This window comes from Streptomyces sp. NPDC002206 (assembly GCF_053593595.1).
The window spans coordinates 203,509-220,507 of record NZ_JBSFCW010000006.1 but is presented as its reverse complement, the minus strand read 5'-3'; the positions used below and the strand labels follow the sequence as shown (position 1 = coordinate 220,507).

Annotated in this window: 16 protein-coding genes; 9 read left to right on the top strand and 7 right to left on the bottom strand. The window is 69.6% G+C overall.

The window, feature by feature from the left end; genetic code table 11:
* Positions 1-6 precede the first annotated feature (6 nt).
* Genes ACWCP8_RS14950 through ACWCP8_RS14935 form a run of 4 tightly spaced genes read right to left on the bottom strand, consistent with a single transcriptional unit; the run spans position 7 to position 3,723 of the window.
* Positions 7-324 carry a bifunctional 3-phenylpropionate/cinnamic acid dioxygenase ferredoxin subunit gene (locus ACWCP8_RS14950; protein WP_030919832.1) on the bottom strand — a complete coding sequence of 106 codons (318 nt, stop codon included), beginning with the start codon at positions 322-324 and terminating at the stop codon, positions 7-9.
* Positions 324-1,505 carry a Fe-S cluster assembly protein SufD gene (gene sufD / locus ACWCP8_RS14945; protein WP_352264552.1) on the bottom strand — a complete coding sequence of 394 codons (1,182 nt, stop codon included), beginning with the start codon at positions 1,503-1,505 and terminating at the stop codon, positions 324-326. The genes ACWCP8_RS14950 and sufD overlap by 1 nt, the downstream gene beginning before the upstream one ends.
* A 59-nt stretch (positions 1,506-1,564) precedes the next feature.
* Positions 1,565-2,986, bottom strand: a complete 1,422-nt coding sequence (sufB, locus tag ACWCP8_RS14940) for a Fe-S cluster assembly protein SufB (protein ID WP_326603017.1) — start codon at positions 2,984-2,986, stop codon at positions 1,565-1,567.
* Positions 2,983-3,723 (bottom strand): helix-turn-helix transcriptional regulator, encoded by a 741-nt coding sequence (locus ACWCP8_RS14935; RefSeq protein WP_352264550.1) that lies wholly within the window; start codon positions 3,721-3,723, stop codon positions 2,983-2,985. Before ACWCP8_RS14935 ends, sufB begins: the two co-directional genes overlap by 4 nt.
* A gap of 136 nt (positions 3,724-3,859) precedes the next feature.
* Between ACWCP8_RS14935 and ACWCP8_RS14930 the strand changes: the two genes are divergently transcribed.
* The 4 genes from ACWCP8_RS14930 to ACWCP8_RS14915 all read left to right on the top strand — a co-directional run bounded on the left by ACWCP8_RS14930 (position 3,860) and on the right by ACWCP8_RS14915 (position 7,278).
* Positions 3,860-4,786: an ABC transporter ATP-binding protein gene (locus tag ACWCP8_RS14930; protein WP_451116253.1), complete on the top strand. Its 927-nt coding sequence runs from the start codon at positions 3,860-3,862 to the stop codon at positions 4,784-4,786.
* Positions 4,783-5,550 (top strand): ABC transporter permease, encoded by a 768-nt coding sequence (locus tag ACWCP8_RS14925; RefSeq protein ID WP_352264547.1) that lies wholly within the window; start codon positions 4,783-4,785, stop codon positions 5,548-5,550. Before ACWCP8_RS14930 ends, ACWCP8_RS14925 begins: the two co-directional genes overlap by 4 nt.
* Before the next feature lie 79 nt (positions 5,551-5,629).
* On the top strand, positions 5,630-6,646 hold the full coding sequence (locus ACWCP8_RS14920; RefSeq protein ID WP_451116251.1) for a COX15/CtaA family protein: 1,017 nt from the start codon (positions 5,630-5,632) through the stop codon (positions 6,644-6,646).
* A 209-nt stretch (positions 6,647-6,855) separates the two neighbouring features.
* Entirely contained in the window at positions 6,856-7,278 is a 423-nt protein-coding gene (locus ACWCP8_RS14915) for a hypothetical protein (protein WP_352264543.1), read from the top strand.
* Between the two features lie 8 nt (positions 7,279-7,286).
* Here ACWCP8_RS14915 and ACWCP8_RS14910 read toward each other — a convergent pair whose 3' ends face one another.
* From ACWCP8_RS14910 to ACWCP8_RS14900, 3 genes are all read right to left on the bottom strand, one after another.
* Positions 7,287-8,429, bottom strand: a complete 1,143-nt coding sequence (locus ACWCP8_RS14910; protein WP_451116249.1) for an amidohydrolase — start codon at positions 8,427-8,429, stop codon at positions 7,287-7,289.
* Between the two features lie 119 nt (positions 8,430-8,548).
* Complete coding sequence (locus tag ACWCP8_RS14905) at positions 8,549-8,908, bottom strand: hypothetical protein (RefSeq protein ID WP_030919814.1); 360 nt, start codon at positions 8,906-8,908, stop codon at positions 8,549-8,551.
* Positions 8,909-9,003: 95 nt separating this feature from the next.
* Entirely contained in the window at positions 9,004-9,957 is a 954-nt protein-coding gene (locus ACWCP8_RS14900) for a heme o synthase (RefSeq protein ID WP_352264539.1), read from the bottom strand.
* Positions 9,958-10,357: 400 nt separating this feature from the next.
* Here ACWCP8_RS14900 and tkt point away from each other — a divergent pair, with 400 nt between their 5' ends.
* From tkt to pgl, 5 genes are read left to right on the top strand one after another with little or no spacing between them, the layout of a single operon-like run.
* Positions 10,358-12,460 (top strand): transketolase, encoded by a 2,103-nt coding sequence (gene tkt, locus ACWCP8_RS14895; protein WP_451116247.1) that lies wholly within the window; start codon positions 10,358-10,360, stop codon positions 12,458-12,460.
* A 34-nt stretch (positions 12,461-12,494) separates the two neighbouring features.
* Positions 12,495-13,613 (top strand): transaldolase, encoded by a 1,119-nt coding sequence (gene tal, locus ACWCP8_RS14890; RefSeq protein ID WP_451116245.1) that lies wholly within the window; start codon positions 12,495-12,497, stop codon positions 13,611-13,613.
* A gap of 5 nt (positions 13,614-13,618) precedes the next feature.
* Entirely contained in the window at positions 13,619-15,151 is a 1,533-nt protein-coding gene (gene zwf / locus ACWCP8_RS14885; protein ID WP_352264534.1) for a glucose-6-phosphate dehydrogenase, read from the top strand.
* The gene (gene opcA / locus ACWCP8_RS14880) at positions 15,148-16,170 is read left to right on the top strand and encodes a glucose-6-phosphate dehydrogenase assembly protein OpcA (protein WP_352264532.1); all 1,023 of its coding nucleotides are present in this window, start codon (positions 15,148-15,150) and stop codon (positions 16,168-16,170) included. The genes zwf and opcA overlap by 4 nt, the downstream gene beginning before the upstream one ends.
* Positions 16,167-16,949 carry a 6-phosphogluconolactonase gene (gene pgl / locus ACWCP8_RS14875; RefSeq protein ID WP_356003925.1) on the top strand — a complete coding sequence of 261 codons (783 nt, stop codon included), beginning with the start codon at positions 16,167-16,169 and terminating at the stop codon, positions 16,947-16,949. Before opcA ends, pgl begins: the two co-directional genes overlap by 4 nt.
* The last annotated feature ends 50 nt before the right edge of the window (positions 16,950-16,999 follow it).

Here is a 16,999-nt window from a genome sequence, read left to right as displayed (position 1 = left end):
GGTGACTCAGGACTCCTGGGTGACGGAGACGAGCACATCGTCCCCTTCGATCTTGACGGGGTATACGGGGACGGGGCGCGTCGCGGGAAGGCCGGACGGCTTACCGGTGCGCAGGTCGAAGCTGGAACCGTGCAGCCAGCACTCGATCATGCAGTCCTCGACCTCTCCCTCGGACAGTGAGACGTTCGCGTGCGAGCAGATGTCGTTGATCGCGAACACCTCGCCCTCGGTGCGGACCAGGGAGACCGGCGTACCGTCGAGCTCCACCCGCTTCGGGGTGTCCTCCTCCAGCTCGCTCAGCGCACAGACTTTGACGAAGGCCATCAGACGGAAGCCTTCAGCTCGGCCTCGATCTTGTCGAGCAGACGGGCCTCGACGTCCGGCAGACCGATCTGCTGGACGAGCTCGGCGAAGAAACCGCGCACGACGAGTCGGCGGGCCTCCTCGGCCGGGATGCCGCGGGACATCAGGTAGAAGAGCTGCTCGTCGTCGAAGCGGCCGGTGGCGGAGGCGTGACCGGCGCCGACGATCTCGCCGGTCTCGATCTCCAGGTTCGGCACGGAGTCGACCCGCGCACCGTCCGTCAGAACCAGGTTGCGGTTCATCTCGTACGTGTCGGTGCCCTCGGCCTTGGCCTGGATGAGAACGTCACCGATCCATACGGCGTGCGCGTCCTGGCCCTGCAGCGCGCCCTTGTAGACGGCGTTGGACTTGCAGTGCGGGGTGTTGTGGTCGACCAGGAGGCGGTGCTCCTGGTGCTGGCCCTTGTCGGTGAAGTACAGACCGAAGAGCTCGGCCTCGCCGCCGGTGCCCGCGTAGGCGACCCGCGGGTGGAGCCGGACCAGGTCGCCGCCGAAGGTGACGACGATCGACTTGAAGGTGGCGTCCCGGCCGATCAGCGCGTTGTGCTGGGCGGCGTGGACGGCGGTGTCGTCCCAGTCCTGGACGGAGACGACGGTGAGCTTCGCGCCGTCACCGAGGACGTACTCGACGTTGCCGGCGACGACCGCGTCACCGGTGTGATCGATGACGACGACGGCCTCGGCGAAGGCTCCCAGCTCGACCACCTGGTGGGCGTAGGCCACACCGCCCTCGCCGTGCACGGCGATCCGGATCGGCTCGGCAAGCACGGCCTCCTTGGCGACCGTGATGACCGAGGCCTGCTCGAAGGACGAGTACGCCTGGGCGGCGACGCGGTCCACCGGGGTGCCGGCCCGGCCGAGCCGGGCGTCGTCACGGCCGACGGTCTCGATGGTGACGCCCTCGGGGGCCTCCACCGCGACCTTGACGGCGCCACCGGTCGCGACGGCGGTGCCGTCGTGCAGCCCGCGCAGCCGCTCCAGCGGCGTGAACCGCCACTCCTCCTCGCGGCCGTGCGGGACCGGGAAGTCCGCTACGTCGAAGGACGGGGGCGCGCTCATGCGCGTGGCGACGGTCGACTCGGCGGCCACCGCGATGGACCCGGTGGTGGTGGACCCCGCCGGAATGTTCTGAGCCTCAGCCATGGCTGTCGTAGTGCTCGCTTTCTCTGTCAAAAGTCGGGGGATTCGGTCGTCAGGCTGTGCTAGCCGACCGAACCCTCCATCTGCAGCTCGATCAGCCGGTTGAGCTCAAGCGCGTACTCCATGGGCAGCTCGCGCGCGATCGGCTCGACAAAGCCACGCACGATCATGGCCATGGCCTCGAACTCGGTCAGACCGCGGCTCATCAGGTAGAAGAGCTGGTCCTCGGAGACCTTGGAGACGGTGGCCTCGTGACCCATGGACACGTCGTCCTCGCGGACGTCCACGTACGGGTACGTGTCGGAGCGGGAGATCGTGTCGACCAGGAGCGCGTCGCACAGCACGTTGGACTTGGAGCCCGCGGCGCCCTCGCCGATCTCGACCAGACCGCGGTACGAGGTGCGGCCGCCGCCTCGCGCCACCGACTTGGAGACGATGTTGGAGGAGGTGTTCGGCGCCATGTGGACCATCTTGGATCCGGCGTCCTGGTGCTGGCCCTCGCCCGCGAAGGCGATGGAGAGCGTCTCGCCCTTGGCGTGCTCGCCCATCAGGTAGACGGCCGGGTACTTCATGGTGACCTTGGAGCCGATGTTGCCGTCGACCCACTCCATGGTCGCGCCCTCGTACGCCACGGCGCGCTTGGTGACCAGGTTGTAGACGTTGTTCGACCAGTTCTGGATCGTCGTGTAGCGGCAGCGGCCGCCCTTCTTCACGATGATCTCGACGACGGCGGAGTGCAGCGAGTCCGAGGAGTAGATCGGCGCGGTGCAGCCCTCGACGTAGTGGACGTAGGCGTCCTCGTCGACGACGATCAGCGTCCGCTCGAACTGGCCCATGTTCTCCGTGTTGATACGGAAGTAGGCCTGCAGCGGGATGTCGACGCGGACACCCTTCGGCACGTAGATGAACGAGCCACCGGACCACACGGCCGAGTTCAGCGAGGCGAACTTGTTGTCGCCGACCGGGATGACGGTGCCGAAGTACTCCTTGAAGAGCTCCGGGTGCTCCTTCAGCGCGGTGTCCGTGTCGAGGAAGATGACGCCCTGCTCCTCCAGGTCCTCACGGATCTGGTGGTAGACGACCTCGGACTCGTACTGCGCGGCGACACCGGCGACCAGGCGCTGCTTCTCCGCCTCCGGGATGCCGAGCTTGTCGTAAGTGTTCTTGATGTCCTCGGGCAGGTCCTCCCAGGACTCCGCCTGCTTCTCGGTGGACCGCACGAAGTACTTGATGTTGTCGAAGTCGATGCCCGACAGGTCCGAGCCCCAGTTCGGCATGGGCTTCTTGTCGAACAGACGCAGGCCCTTGAGGCGGAGCTTCAGCATCCACTCGGGCTCGTTCTTCTTGGCCGAGATGTCGCGTACGACAGCCTCGGAGAGGCCGCGCTTCGCCGCCGCGCCTGCCGCGTCGGAGTCGGCCCAGCCGAATTCGTAGGTACCCAGACCCTCGAGCTCAGGGTGGGCAGTCTCCGTGGGGAGCGTCATGCGGGGTTCCTCCCGGCCGTGCTTGCAGATGCTGATGTGGTGGTCTGTGCGGTTGCGGGTCCGCCGCGCGGTACGAACGTCGTGCACACCCCGTCGCCGTGGGCGATGGTGGCCAGACGCTGCACATGGGTCCCGAGCAGGCTGGAGAAGATCTCCGTCTCCGCCTCGCACAGCTGCGGGAACTGCTCGGCGACATGTGCGACCGGGCAGTGGTGCTGGCACAGCTGCTCGCCCTGCTGAGGGCCCGGCGCGCTTCGCGCCGTAGCAGCGTACCCGTCGGCGGACAAGGCCTTGGCCAGCGCCTCTGTGCGCTTCTCGGGGTCCGCCGCGTCGATCGTCTTGCGGTAGGCCACCGACTGGGCGGCGGCCCTGGCGCGAACGAAGGAGACGACCGCTTCGTCGCCCGCGGTCTCGGCGATCCAGCGAAGAGCGTCGGCGGCAAGCTTGTCGTACGACTGGTCGAAGGCGTCCCGGCCACAGTCGGTCAGGGCGAACACCTTGGCCGGACGGCCGCGGGTCCGCGCCCCGTACACCCGCTGTTCACGGGCCTCGACGACACCGTCGGAGACGAGGGCGTCGAGATGGCGGCGGACGGCGGCCTGGGTCAGCCCCAGGCGCTTCGCCAGATCGGCGACGGTGGACGGGCCGTGGTCCAGGATGGAGCGCGCGACCCGGTTGCGCGTCGAGCGCTCGCCGGTCGCGAGTTCCTCCTGCGGAGCCTCGCCCTGGTATTTCACAACGCCATTGTTGCGTAATTCCTCCAGCCCTGACAACCACGGTCCGAAACGATCAACGGTGGAGTTCGTCACTTAGGGTTACCTAATTCGGCCCCGGGGGACTCGCCCGCCGGGCCGCTGCCTAGACTTACCGGCCATGAAGAACGAGCCGGTCGTGCAGATCCGTGGCCTGGTGAAGCAGTACGGCACCAAGACCGCCGTGGACGGCCTCGACCTGGGCATACGCACCGGTGCGGTCACCGCCGTCCTCGGCCCCAACGGTGCCGGCAAGACCACCACGATCGAGACCTGCGAGGGCTACCGCCGGCCCGACGCGGGCACCGTCCGCGTCCTCGGTCTCGACCCCGTCGCCGACGCCGCCGCGCTCCGCCCCCGGATCGGCGTGATGCTGCAGTCGGGTGGTGTCCACTCCGGAGCACGCGCCGACGAGATGCTCCGCCACATGGCGAAACTCCACGCCCACCCGCTGGACGTCGACGCCCTGATCGAGCGCCTCGGCCTCGGCAGCTGCGGCCGTACGACCTACCGGCGGCTCTCCGGCGGCCAGCAGCAGCGGCTCGCCCTGGCGATGGCCGTCGTCGGCCGCCCCGAGCTGGTGTTCCTGGACGAGCCGACCGCGGGCCTCGACCCGCAGGCCCGCCGCTCCACCTGGGATCTCGTACGGGAACTGCGCTCCGACGGTGTGTCGGTCGTCCTCACCACCCACTTCATGGACGAGGCCGCGGAGCTCGCCGACGATGTCGCCATCGTCGACGCGGGCCGGGTCATCGCCCAGGGCAGCCCGGAGACGCTCTGCCGCGGCGGCGCCGAGAACACCCTGCGCTTCACCGGCCGCCCCGGTCTCGACCTCGGCTCGCTGCTGAAGGCGCTGCCCGACGGCACGCAGGCGGCCGAGCTCACCACCGGCGCGTACCGCATCGTCGGCCAGGTCGACCCGCAGCTGCTGGCCACCGTCACCTCCTGGTGCGCGCAGCACGGCGTGATGCCGGACGGCATCTCCGTCGAGCGCCACACCCTGGAGGACGTCTTCCTGGAACTGACCGGCAAGGAGCTGCGCGCATGAGCGCCGGTACGTACACCCCGCGGCCCGGTGCCGCCCCGCTGCCCCGCATGATCGGTGCACAGGCCGCGCTGGAGACGCGGATGCTGCTGCGCAACGGCGAGCAGCTCCTCCTGACGGTGATCATTCCGACGCTGCTGCTGGTGCTGTTCAGCGCGGTCGACATCGTGGACACCGGCGCGGGCAGGTCCGTCGACTTCCTGGCGCCCGGCATTCTCGCGCTCGCCGTCATGTCCACCGCCTTCACCGGCCAGGCGATCGGCACCGGCTTCGAGCGGCGCTACGGCGTGCTCAAGCGGCTCGGTGCCTCACCGCTGCCCCGCTGGGGTCTGATGACCGCCAAGACGCTCTCCGTACTGGTCACCGAGGTGCTGCAGGTCGTGCTGCTGACAGCGATCGCGTTCGCGCTCGGCTGGTCGCCGCACGGCAGCCCGTTCGCCGTCCTGCTGCTCCTCGTGCTCGGCACCGCGGCCTTCTCCGGTCTCGGGCTGCTGATGGCCGGGACGCTGAAGGCGGAGGCGACGCTCGCCGCCGCCAATCTGGTCTTCCTGCTGCTGCTGGTCGGCGGCGGGGTCATCGTGCCGCTGGACAAGTTCCCGGGCGCGGTGCAGTCGGTGCTCGGACTGCTGCCGATCGCGGCCCTGTCGGACGGACTGCGGGACGTGCTCCAGCACGGCGCCTCGATGCCGTGGCGGGATCTCGGGATCCTCGCGGTCTGGTCGGTGCTCGGGCTGGGCGCTGCGGCGAAGTTCTTCCGCTGGGAATGACCGCGGACGGATCGCTCCGGCCCGACGGTTCGGGGTAACTCGTCCCCCTCGTGAAAGCTTGCACAAGCCGCCGCTTACGATGGTGCGCGTGCCCAAGCTGACCCGAGCCGAAGTCGCTCAAGCCGCGCGGAACCCGCTTCTCTGCATCGCCGAACGCTGGACTCCGTCCCCCCGGACGGTCCGCCGGGCGGCGATGTCGGCCGTCGTGATGGCCGTGCTCATCGTGGTGACCGGCGGCGCTGTTCGGCTCACCGGCTCCGGCCTCGGCTGCCCGACCTGGCCCAAGTGCACCGACGAGTCCCTGACCGCGACCAGCGCGATGGGCTTCCACGGCGCCATCGAGTTCGGCAACCGGATGCTCACGTACGTCCTGTGCGCGGCGGTCGGCTGGACGATCATCGCCGCCCGCTCGGCGAAGCCGTGGCGGCGCAGCCTCACCCGGCTCGGCTGGGCACAGTTCTGGGTGGTCATGGGCAATGCGGTGCTCGGCGGCGTCGTGGTGCTGGTCGGCCTCAACCCGTACACCGTCGCGGCGCACTTCCTGCTCTCCACCGCGCTGCTCACGGTCGCCGTGGTGACCTGGCAGCGGGTCCGCGAGGGCGACGCCGAGCCCCGTCCGCTGGTGGGCAAGGCGGTCTCGCAGCTGACCTGGCTGCTGACGGGCGCGGCCGGTCTGCTGATCGCGGTCGGCACGGTCGTCACGGGTGCCGGACGGCACGCGGGCGACTCCAGCGATGTCCACCGCATCCCGCTCGACTGGAAGTCGATCGCGCAGCTGCACGCCGATCTCGCATGGGTCGTGGTGGCGCTGACGGTGGCGCTCTGGTTCGTACTGAAGGCCGTCGACGCGCCGGCCGGGCCGCAGCGCCGTACCCGTGATCTCTTCCTGGTGCTGATGGCGCAGGGCGTGATCGGTTACGTCCAGTACTTCACCGACACCCCGGAGGTCCTGGTCGGGCTGCACATGCTCGGCTCGTGCCTGGTGTGGATCGCGGTCCTGCGGGTCCTGCTGTCGCTGCGCGAGCGCCCCTCGGCCGTCGCCTCCGTCCCCGACCCCGCCGCCGCCGAACAGCCGGAGCCCGCAGCCGCCGGCTGAGCGCAAGGGCGGCGATCGACTCACTTCCCCTCCCCTTTCGGCCATTTCCCGTCACGGTTTCAAGGAACACACCCCTCCGGCCTCACCATGAAGGCCGTCACAGATCGTTCGTTCGGTCTCTGGGGTGGGACATGGGTTCGTGTACGGGACAGGACCGCGTCCGGTGCTTTCACCGTGGTCTTTCGCTCGCGGAGAGCGGGAAGTACGAGATGCCCGTCCCCCGGGCGAAGCTGCCCGGCGTCAGTACCGCGCTGCCCTCGCTGGTCGTCGTCATCGGTCTGGTCATCCTGTTCGCGGACGTTTCGTGGCGCCGGTTCGGGTTGATGATCGTCCTGATCCCGCTCGGGGCTACGATCGCCCGCGCCTCGGTCCGTACCGCGGTGCAAGAACGTGACCGCGCCGCCCGCTTCGCGGACCGGGTGTACGCGACCGGGGGTACGCAGGGACCGGACCTCAAGCACTGCCAGGGGTGCCAGTACGTGCTGCTGCGCACGGGCACGGGAGAGGACGCCGGTCATTTCTCGACGCCCACCCACATGTCCGGTTTCCGCGGCTGGGCCGAGAAACAGGGAGCCCGCTTCGCTCCGGCGGCCGAATCCCACGCGAAGGCCCCCGACAAGGACAAGGGCTGAGCCGCCCTTCACACCAGCCCGTACACCCTGCGCGCATTGCCGGAGGCGATCATCGCGGCGACCCGCGTGGCATCGGCACGCGACCACGCGCCGTCCGCCACCCAGCCGCCCAGCACCCGGCCGAGCGCCTCGCGGAACTGACGCGCGCCCACCACATGGAGTTCCGGCAGCCCCTGGGCGCCGCTGGAGAAGAGCAGCTTGCCGAAGGGGGCCAGCTCGAGGACCTCGGCAAGGACGGCCGCGGCGCGCGCCCCCGTCCGGGCGAGGGCGGCGCCCACGTCGGCGTACACATGCGCATGGACGCTCGCGAGCTGCGCGGCGTGCCGGTGGTACGGGTAGCTGTGCAGCAGTACCAGATCGCTGCCGAGCCCGGCCGTGGCGGCGGCGAAGCCCGCCAGCCGCTGCGGGTCGGTGGAGTGCAGATGGAACTGCAGAGGCCGCCCGCAGGCCACGGCGGTCCACAGCAGATGCCGCAGCAACACCGGGTCGTCGGGGGCCGTGTACGGCGCACGCGGACCGCCCCCGCCGGTGCGTGCCGCTCTGCGTTCCGCCTCCCGCCCGGCGAGCCATCGCCCGGCCGCGCCGCGCACCGCGCCCGGCCCGGGCGGCCCCGGGTCGGGTTCCAGGCCGTGGCGTGCGGCCGCGACGGAGGTGAAGGCGGTGGCGGTGGCCGCGGAGGTGTGCACGGCCTCGGCGAGGTTGGCGAGGAAACCCTCGACGGTGCCCGAGGTGTCGGCGATCTGCTCGGCCAGCGACTCCAGCCGGACGAGCTCGCGGGCGTCGGCCCCGGACGCGACGGCGATCTCGGCGGGGCCCGTGAGGTCGCCGGGGAGCCCGGTGTCGACGAGATAGGTGGAGACGCCGGTGGCCCGCAGCAGCCGTCGACCGGTCTCCAGCACGCCCAGTTCCCGGCGGCGGGCCAGATAGCCGGCCGGCGGGCAGTGGGGTTCGAGGCCCAGCAGCGGCGAGCACCAGCGGCGCACGGCGAAGCCGGTCTGGGTGTCGAAGAAGGTGGTGCCGGGGGCGGGCTGCCCGCCGGCCGTGGCGGCCGTCGCCAGCCGGGCCTCGAAGGTGCCGAGGCCCAGCTCGGTCCGGAGCACCCCGTGGCAGTGCTGATCGACCAGATCTGCCACGGGCAGTATGTCGGTCATCCGGAGCTCCCTGTGACGACGTGTGTGTACACGTCCTAACGGGTGAACCCGGTGCGAGGTGTTGCTCCTGCGCCACCGGGATACGCCCGCACGCCCTCGGGTGCGGCCCGGGCGACCGGTCAGGCCTTGTTGGACGGGCCGCCGACCTGGATCCCGGCCATCCGCGTCCACTCGTAGGGGCCGGTGCGGACCTTGGCGGCGAACTCGCCGTCGAAGGACTCGTGCATCGTGATCCCGGCCTTCGCGGTGGCGCTCTCGGCGACCGCGTACGACGGTGCGACCAGGTCGCCCCAGCCGCCGTCCCCGCCGACCAGGACGATGCGGGTGCCCATCTGCCCGATGTACGCGAGCTGCCCCTCGGCGCCGCCGTGCGCCTTGGCGAAGGCGCCGATCTGCTTGGCGAGCCTGGCTGCCCTGCGCTCCGCGCGGGCGGCCTGCTTGCTGTCGTCAACCTGCTGGGTTTCTGCCGTCTCTGCCATACAACGGATGCTACCGACGGGTAGATCAACTGGCGACGGGCGGGCGACGTGGCATGGACCACGTCACCCGCCCGTCGGCAGGAGCAGAAGCGGGGTCACCGCAGGAAGGGGTCCACCGCGACGGCGACGAACAGCAGCGAAACATAGGTGATCGACCAGTGGAACAGTCGCATCTCCTTGAGCTTGGCACCGGACACCCCGGCCTTGGCCCGGTTCTGCAGGCCGTGTGCCTCCCAGAGCCAGAAACCGCCGGTCAGCAGCGCCACCGAGGTGTAGAACCAGCCGGTGTAGCCGAGCGGGGTCAGCAGCAGCGAGACGGCCACCATCACCCAGCTGTAGATGACGATCTGGCGGGCCACCACCCGGTTGGAGGCGATGACCGGAAGCATCGGAACGCCGACCCGGGCGTAGTCGTCCTTCACCTTCATCGACAGCGGCCAGTAGTGCGGGGGCGTCCAGAAGAAGATGACGGCGAAGAGGATGAGGGCGGCCCACGACAGCGAGTTCGTGACGGCGGACCAGCCGATGAGGACCGGCATGCAGCCCGCGATGCCGCCCCAGACAATGTTCTGCGCGGTGCGGCGCTTCAGCAGCATCGTGTAGACGACGACGTAGAAGAGCAGGGCGCCGAGCGACAGCGCCGCCGACAGCCAGTTGACCAGCAGTCCGAACCAGACCGTCGAGATCACCGCGAGGGCGATACCGAAGGCCAGGCATTCGCGCGGGCTCACCATGCCGGTCACCAGTGGGCGCTGCGACGTACGGTCCATCAACGCGTCGATGTCGCGGTCGATGTACATGTTGAGCGCATTGGCACCGCCCGCGGAGAGATATCCGCCGATGGTGGTGGTGAGTACGAGCCACAGGTCGGGCACGCCTTGAGCGGCCAGGAACATCACCGGAACAGTGGTGATCAGCAACAGCTCGATGATCCGCGGCTTGGTCAGCGCCACGAATGCCTTGACACGGGCCCCGAACGGGCGATGGCCCCCTGGGCTCGGAGTCAAGGCGACCCCTGCGGGTCGGGACTCGACGGCCGTCACGCACACCCCTGACAGAGAAATCCCAGCAAGCTCCGGGCATGAAGGCCCAGTGAAGACTTGCGCGAACCAGACCACTGTAGACGTTGGGGACAGGCCGTTCTTCGCGGGGGTGGGGTCGTGTTGGAGTGGCACAGAAGTGCTGTGCGGAATCGGTGCAGAAGCGCCGCGCAAGAGAGGCGCATAAGTAAGGAGTGACGCTCATCGGAGTGGCGCAGAAGTAGCCGGTCGCGCTCATTGGAGTAGCGCAGAAGTGAGCCCTCCCGCTCATACGGGAGGCGAACTTCGCGGGTCGCCTGCACCCTGGAAAGCACCCGGAAATTGCGGCTTCCGTCGGGGGTAGGCTCGACAATGTCCGGTGCGGTCACAGTCACCGGTTTACAACAGTGGAGAGGAGCCCTGACTCAGGGTGAGCACCAAGCCGACCACCACAGACCTCCAGTGGACCGAATTGGACCAGCGGGCCGTGGACACTGTCCGCGTCCTTGCCGCCGACGCCGTACAGAGGGTCGGAAACGGCCACCCGGGTACGGCGATGAGCCTGGCTCCCGCCGCGTACACCCTTTTCCAGAAGGTGATGCGGCACGACCCCGCCGACGCGAACTGGACGGGCCGCGACCGGTTCGTGCTCTCGGCGGGCCACACCAGCCTGACCCTGTACATCCAGCTCTACCTGGCCGGGTACGGCCTGGAGCTCGATGACCTCAAGGCATTCCGTACCTGGGGTTCGAAGACCCCCGGGCACCCGGAGTACGGCCACACCACCGGTGTCGAGACGACGACGGGCCCGCTGGGCCAGGGTGTCGCCAACGCCGTGGGCATGGCGATGGCCGCCCGCTACGAGCGCGGTCTGTTCGACCCGGAGGCGGCCCCCGGCACCTCCCCGTTCGACCACATGGTCTGGGCCATCGCGGGTGACGGCTGCCTGCAGGAGGGCATCTCCGCGGAGGCGTCCTCGCTGGCCGGGCACCAGAAGCTGGGCAACCTGGTGCTGCTCTGGGACGACAACCACATCTCCATCGAGGGCGACACGGAGACCGCGGTCTCCGAGGACACCCTGAAGCGGTACGAGGCGTACGGCTGGCACGTCCAGCGCGTCGCCCAGCTGCCCAACGGCGACCTGGACCCGGCGGGTCTGTACGACGCGCTGCAGGCGGCCAAGGCCGAGACCGAGCGTCCGTCGTTCATCGCGGCCCGCTCGATCATCGCCTGGCCGGCCCCGCACGCCCAGAACACTGAGGCCTCGCACGGCTCGGCGCTCGGCGACGACGAGGTCGCCGCGACCAAGAAGGTCCTGGGCTTCGACCCGGAGAAGACCTTCGAGGTCTCCGAAGAGGTCATCTCGCACACCCGTGAGGCGCTGGACCGCGGCCGCGAGGCCAAGGCCGAGTGGGAGAAGAAGTTCGCCGCGTGGCGCACCGCCAACCCGGAGCGCGCCGCCGAGTTCGACCGGATCTCGGCGGGCGAGCTGCCCGCGGGCTGGGAGGACAAGCTTCCGGTCTTCGAGCCGGGCAAGGCGGTCGCCACCCGCGCCGCCTCCGGCAAGGTGCTCCAGGCGCTCGGTGAGATCATCCCCGAGCTGTGGGGCGGCTCCGCCGACCTCGCCGGCTCGAACAACACCACGATCGACAAGACGTCGTCGTTCCTCCCGGCGGGCAACCCGCTGCCGGGCGCGGACCCGTACGGCCGAACGATCCACTTCGGTATCCGCGAGCACGCCATGGCCGCGACCATGAACGGCATCGCACTGCACGGCAACACCCGCATCTACGGCGGCACCTTCCTGGTGTTCTCCGACTACATGCGCAACGCCGTGCGTCTGTCCGCGCTGATGCACCTGCCGGTGACGTACGTGTGGACGCACGACTCGATCGGTCTCGGCGAGGACGGCCCGACCCACCAGCCGGTGGAGCACCTGGCCTCGCTGCGCGCCATCCCGGGCCTGAACATCGTCCGCCCGGCCGACGCCAACGAGACCTCCATCGTCTGGCGCGAGATCCTGCGCCGCTACACCAAGGTGTTCGGCAAGGGCGCCCCGCACGGTCTGGCGCTGACCCGCCAGGGCGTGCCGACGTACGAGGCGAACGAGGACGCGGCCAAGGGCGGCTATGTGCTCTTCGACTCCGAAGGGACCGACGGGCAGAGCGCGGAGACGCAGGTCCTCCTGATCGGCACCGGTTCCGAGGTGCACCTCGCCGTCGAGGCGCGCGAGGAACTGCAGGCGGCCGGCATCCCGACCCGGGTCGTGTCGATGCCGTCCGTCGAGTGGTTCGAGGAGCAGGACCAGGCGTACAAGGACAGCGTTCTGCCGCCGTCCGTGAAGGCCCGCGTCGCCGTCGAGGCGGGCATCGGTCTGACCTGGCACCGGTACGTCGGTGACGCCGGCCGGATCGTCTCGCTGGAGCACTTCGGTGCCTCGGCCGATGCCAAGGTCCTCTTCCGCGAGTTCGGCTTCACCGGCGAGCACGTGGCCGCCGCAGCGCGGGAATCCCTCGCCGACGTCACGCGCTGACGCCGTTATACGACTAGTAGGAGATGCAATTCTCATGACAGACGCACTCAAGCGCCTCTCCGACGAGGGCGTGGCGATCTGGCTCGATGACCTGTCGCGCAAGCGGATCACGTCCGGCAACCTGGCCGAACTGATCGACCAGCAGCACGTCGTGGGCGTCACCACCAACCCGTCGATCTTCCAGAAGGCCATCTCGCACGGCGACGGTTACGAGCAGCAGCTCACCGACCTCGCGACCCGGAAGGTCACGGTCGACGAGGCCATCCGCATGATCACGACGGCGGACGTCCGTGACGCCGCCGACATCCTGCGGCCGGTCTTCGACGCCACGGGCGGTCAGGACGGCCGGGTCTCCATCGAGGTCGACCCGCGGCTGGCCCACCACACCCACGCGACGATCGCCGAGGCCAAGCAGCTCGCCTGGCTGGTTGACCGGCCGAACACGCTCATCAAGATCCCGGCGACGAAGGCCGGTCTGCCGGCCATCACCGAGGTCATCGGCAGGGGTATCAGCGTCAACGTCACGCTGATCTTCTCGCTGGAGCGCTACCGCGAGGTCATGGACGCCTACCTGGCGGGCCTGGAGAAGGCGAAGGCCGCGGGCCTGGACCTCTCCAAGATCCACTCGGTGGCCTCGTTCTTCGTGTCCCGCGTGGACTCCGAGATCGACAAGCGGCTCGACGCAGTGGGCACCGACGAGGCCAAGGCGCTGAAGGGCAAGGCGGCGCTCGCCAACGCCCGGCTGGCCTACGAGGCGTACGAGGAGGTCTTCTCCTCCGACCGCTGGGCCGCCCTGGACAAGGCGCAGGCCAACAGGCAGCGCCCGCTGTGGGCCTCCACCGGCGTGAAGGACCCCGCGTACAAGGACACGCTGTACGTCGTCGACCTGGTCGCCCCCGGCACGGTGAACACCATGCCCGAGGCCACCCTGGAGGCCACGGCCGACCACGGGGAGGTCACCGGCAACACCATCGCCGGTACCTACGCCCAGGCGCGGGCCGAGCTCGACGCCGTCGCGAAGCTCGGGATCTCCTACGACGACGCCGTGCAGCTCCTCGAGGACGAGGGCGTCGAGAAGTTCGAGGCGTCCTGGATCGACCTGCTCAACTCCACCGAGGCGGAGCTCAAGCGCCTCGCCCCTTCGGAGGGCTGAGTACTTTGTCTGGTGTTCCCGGAGCCAACCCGCTCCGTGACGCCCAGGACCGCCGGCTCCCGCGTATCGCGGGGCCGTCGGGCCTGGTCATCTTTGGCGTCACGGGCGATTTGTCCCGTAAAAAGCTGATGCCCGCCATCTATGACCTGGCCAACCGCGGCCTGTTGCCGCCGGGCTTCTCGCTCATCGGCTTCGCGCGCCGTGAGTGGCACGACGAGGACTTCGCGCAGGAAGTCCACGACGCGGTCAAGCAGCACGCGCGTACGCCGTTCCGTGAGGAGGTCTGGCAGCAGCTCATCCAGGGGATGCGCTTCGTCCAGGGCAACTTCGACGACGACGACGCCTTCGAGACCCTCAAGGCCACCATCCAGGAACTCGACAAGGAACAGGGCACGGGCGGCAACTTCGCCTTCTACCTGTCCGTTCCGCCGAAGTTCTTCCCCAAGGTCGTCCAGCAGCTCAAGAAGCACGGGCTGGCGGACCAGAAGGAGGGTTCCTGGCGGCGCGCCGTCATCGAGAAGCCGTTCGGCCACGACCTCGCCAGCGCGCAGGAGCTCAACCAGCTCGTGCACGATGTGTTCCCGCCCAACGAGGTCTTCCGTATCGACCACTACCTGGGCAAGGAGACGGTCCAGAACATCCTGGCGCTGCGCTTCGCCAACACGATGTTCGAGCCGATCTGGAACCGGTCGTACGTCGACCATGTCCAGATCACGATGGCCGAGGACATCGGCATCGGCGGCCGGGCCGGCTACTACGACGGCATCGGGGCAGCCCGTGACGTCATCCAGAACCACCTGCTCCAGCTGCTGGCGCTGACGGCGATGGAGGAGCCCGGCTCCTTCCACCCGAAGGCCCTGGTCACCGAGAAGCTCAAGGTCCTCACAGCGGTGGAGCTGCCGGAGGACCTGGGCAAGCACACCGTGCGCGGCCAGTACGCGCACGCGTGGCAGGGCGGCGAGGAAGTGCTCGGCTACCTCGAGGAGGACGGTATCGACCCCAAGTCGAAGACCGACACCTATGCCGCGATCAAACTGACGATCAACAACCGCCGCTGGGCGGGCGTGCCGTTCTACCTCCGGACCGGGAAGCGGCTCGGCCGCCGGGTCACCGAGATCGCGGTCGTCTTCAAGCGCGCGCCGTACCTGCCCTTCGAGTCCGGTGCGACGGAGGAGCTGGGCGGCAACGCCCTGGTCATCCGGGTGCAGCCGGACGAGGGCGTCACGGTGCGCTTCGGCTCCAAGGTCCCCGGCACCTCGATGGAGGTCCGGGACGTCACGATGGACTTCGCCTACGGCGAGTCCTTCACGGAGTCCAGCCCGGAGGCGTACGAGCGGCTCATCCTCGATGTGCTGCTCGGCGACGCCAACCTCTTCCCCCGCCACCAGGAGGTCGAACTCTCCTGGAACATCCTCGACCCGATCGAGAAGTACTGGGACAAGCACGGCAAGCCCGCGCAGTACGCGGCGGGCACCTGGGGTCCGGCCGAGGCGGACGAGATGCTCGCACGAGATGGACGGAGCTGGCGTCGGCCATGAAGATCGATCTCACGGAAACCACTTCCAGCAAGATCAACCAGGCGCTGGTGTCGGCCCGGCGTGCCGCCGGCTCCCCGGCTGTCGGCATGGTGCTGACCCTGGTGGTCGTCACCGACGAGGAGAACGCGTACGACGCTCTGAAGTCGGCCGGCGACTCCTCGCGCGAGCACCCCTCGCGCATCATCGCGGTGATCAAGCGGGTCAGCCGCTCGCCGCGCAGTCGGCGCGACGCACGGCTCGACGCCGAGGTGCGGGTCGGTTCCGACTCGGGCTCCGGCGAGACCATCGTGCTGCGACTGCACGGTGAACTTGCCAACCACGCCCAGTCGGTGGTCCTGCCACTGCTGCTGCCGGACGCCCCGGTCGTGGTGTGGTGGCCCGAGGGCGCGCCCGAGGACCCGGCCAATGATCCGCTGGGCGCACTCGCCCAGCGCCGGATCACGGACGCGTATTCGGCGGAGCACCCGAGCGCCGAACTCGCGGTGCGCGCCAAGTCGTACACCCCGGGCGACACCGATCTGTCCTGGACCCGCATCACGCCGTGGCGCTCGATGCTCGCGGCCGCACTCGACCAGAAGCCCGTCGAGGTCCTCTCGGCGACGGTCGAGGGCGAGTCCGAGAACCCGAGCTGTGAGCTGCTCGCGATGTGGCTCGCGGACCGGCTGGGCGTGCCGGTTGAACGCACGCATTCCGACGGTCCCGGTCTGACGGCCGTACGGATGCAGACCAAGGGCGGCACCATCGTCCTGGACCGGCCCGACGGTTCGCTGGCCACGCTCTGCATGGAGGGGCAGCCGGACCGTGCGGTGGCGCTCAAGCGACGGGAGACCGCCGAACTGCTCGCCGAGGAACTGCGGCGTCTCGACCCGGACAACATCTACGCGTCCGCGGTGAAGTTCGGCGTGGACCGGCTCGGCGGCGCGGCGGAGCCGAAGCCCGCCGATCCGGAGAAGGCCGCCACCGCCGCCGCACCGGCAGCCGCGAAGAAGACTGCGGCGAAGAAGGCGGCACCGAAGTGAGTGCCCCTCAACTTGTCGTGCACCGCGACAAGGAGCTGATGGCGCAGGCCGCCGCGGCCCGGCTGATCACGAAGATCGTGGACGCTCAGGCCGCGCGCGGTCACGCCTCGGTGGTGCTCACCGGCGGACGCAACGGCAACGGCCTGCTGGCCGCTCTCGCCGAGGCGCCCGCCCGGGACGCGATCGACTGGTCGCGGCTCGAACTGTGGTGGGGCGACGAGCGGTTCCTGCCGGAGGGCGATCCGGAGCGCAATGTCACGCAGGCCCGCCGGGCCCTGCTGGACTCGGTGCCGCTGGATCCGTCCCTGGTCCATGCGATGCCCGCGTCGGACGGCCCCTGCGGCAACGACGCAGACGCCGCCGCGGCCGCGTACGCCGACGAACTGGCCGCCGCGGCCCGTCCGGAGGATCACGGCCCGGTGCCGACGTTCGATGTGCTGATGCTGGGCGTGGGCCCGGACACCCATGTCGCGTCGCTCTTCCCGGAGCTGCCCGCGGTACGGGAGACCGAGCGCACCGTCGTCGGTGTGCACGGCGCTCCCAAGCCGCCGCCCACCCGGGTCTCGCTGACCCTGCCCGCGATCCGGGCGGCGCGCGAGGTGTGGCTGCTCGCGGCGGGCGAGGACAAGGCGGAGGCCGCGGAGATCGCGCTGTCGGGCGCCGGGGAGCTCCAGGCCCCGGCGGCGGGCGCGTACGGACGCAGCCGCACCCTGTGGCTGCTGGATGCTGCGGCGGCCTCCCGGCTGCCGCGCGCACTGTATCCGCCGGCCTCTCCCTGAGCCGTCGTCAGTACTGCTGTACGCCGGGCCCGGTCCGCTCTCAGGAGCGG

Excerpts from the sequence above, each read along its gene's own strand:
- ACWCP8_RS14950 (WP_030919832.1), bottom strand. The coding sequence starts at position 324 with ATGGCCTTCGTCAAAGTCTGTGCGCTGAGCGAGCTGGAGGAGGACACC.
- sufD (WP_352264552.1), bottom strand. The coding sequence starts at position 1,505 with ATGGCTGAGGCTCAGAACATTCCGGCGGGGTCCACCACCACCGGGTCC.
- sufB (WP_326603017.1), bottom strand. The coding sequence starts at position 2,986 with ATGACGCTCCCCACGGAGACTGCCCACCCTGAGCTCGAGGGTCTGGGT.
- ACWCP8_RS14930 (WP_451116253.1), top strand. The coding sequence starts at position 3,860 with ATGAAGAACGAGCCGGTCGTGCAGATCCGTGGCCTGGTGAAGCAGTAC.
- ACWCP8_RS14925 (WP_352264547.1), top strand. The coding sequence starts at position 4,783 with ATGAGCGCCGGTACGTACACCCCGCGGCCCGGTGCCGCCCCGCTGCCC.
- ACWCP8_RS14920 (WP_451116251.1), top strand. The coding sequence starts at position 5,630 with ATGGTGCGCGTGCCCAAGCTGACCCGAGCCGAAGTCGCTCAAGCCGCG.
- ACWCP8_RS14915 (WP_352264543.1), top strand. The coding sequence starts at position 6,856 with ATGCCCGTCCCCCGGGCGAAGCTGCCCGGCGTCAGTACCGCGCTGCCC.
- ACWCP8_RS14910 (WP_451116249.1), bottom strand. The coding sequence starts at position 8,429 with ATGACCGACATACTGCCCGTGGCAGATCTGGTCGATCAGCACTGCCAC.
- ACWCP8_RS14905 (WP_030919814.1), bottom strand. The coding sequence starts at position 8,908 with ATGGCAGAGACGGCAGAAACCCAGCAGGTTGACGACAGCAAGCAGGCC.
- tal (WP_451116245.1), top strand. The coding sequence starts at position 12,495 with ATGACAGACGCACTCAAGCGCCTCTCCGACGAGGGCGTGGCGATCTGG.
- opcA (WP_352264532.1), top strand. The coding sequence starts at position 15,148 with ATGAAGATCGATCTCACGGAAACCACTTCCAGCAAGATCAACCAGGCG.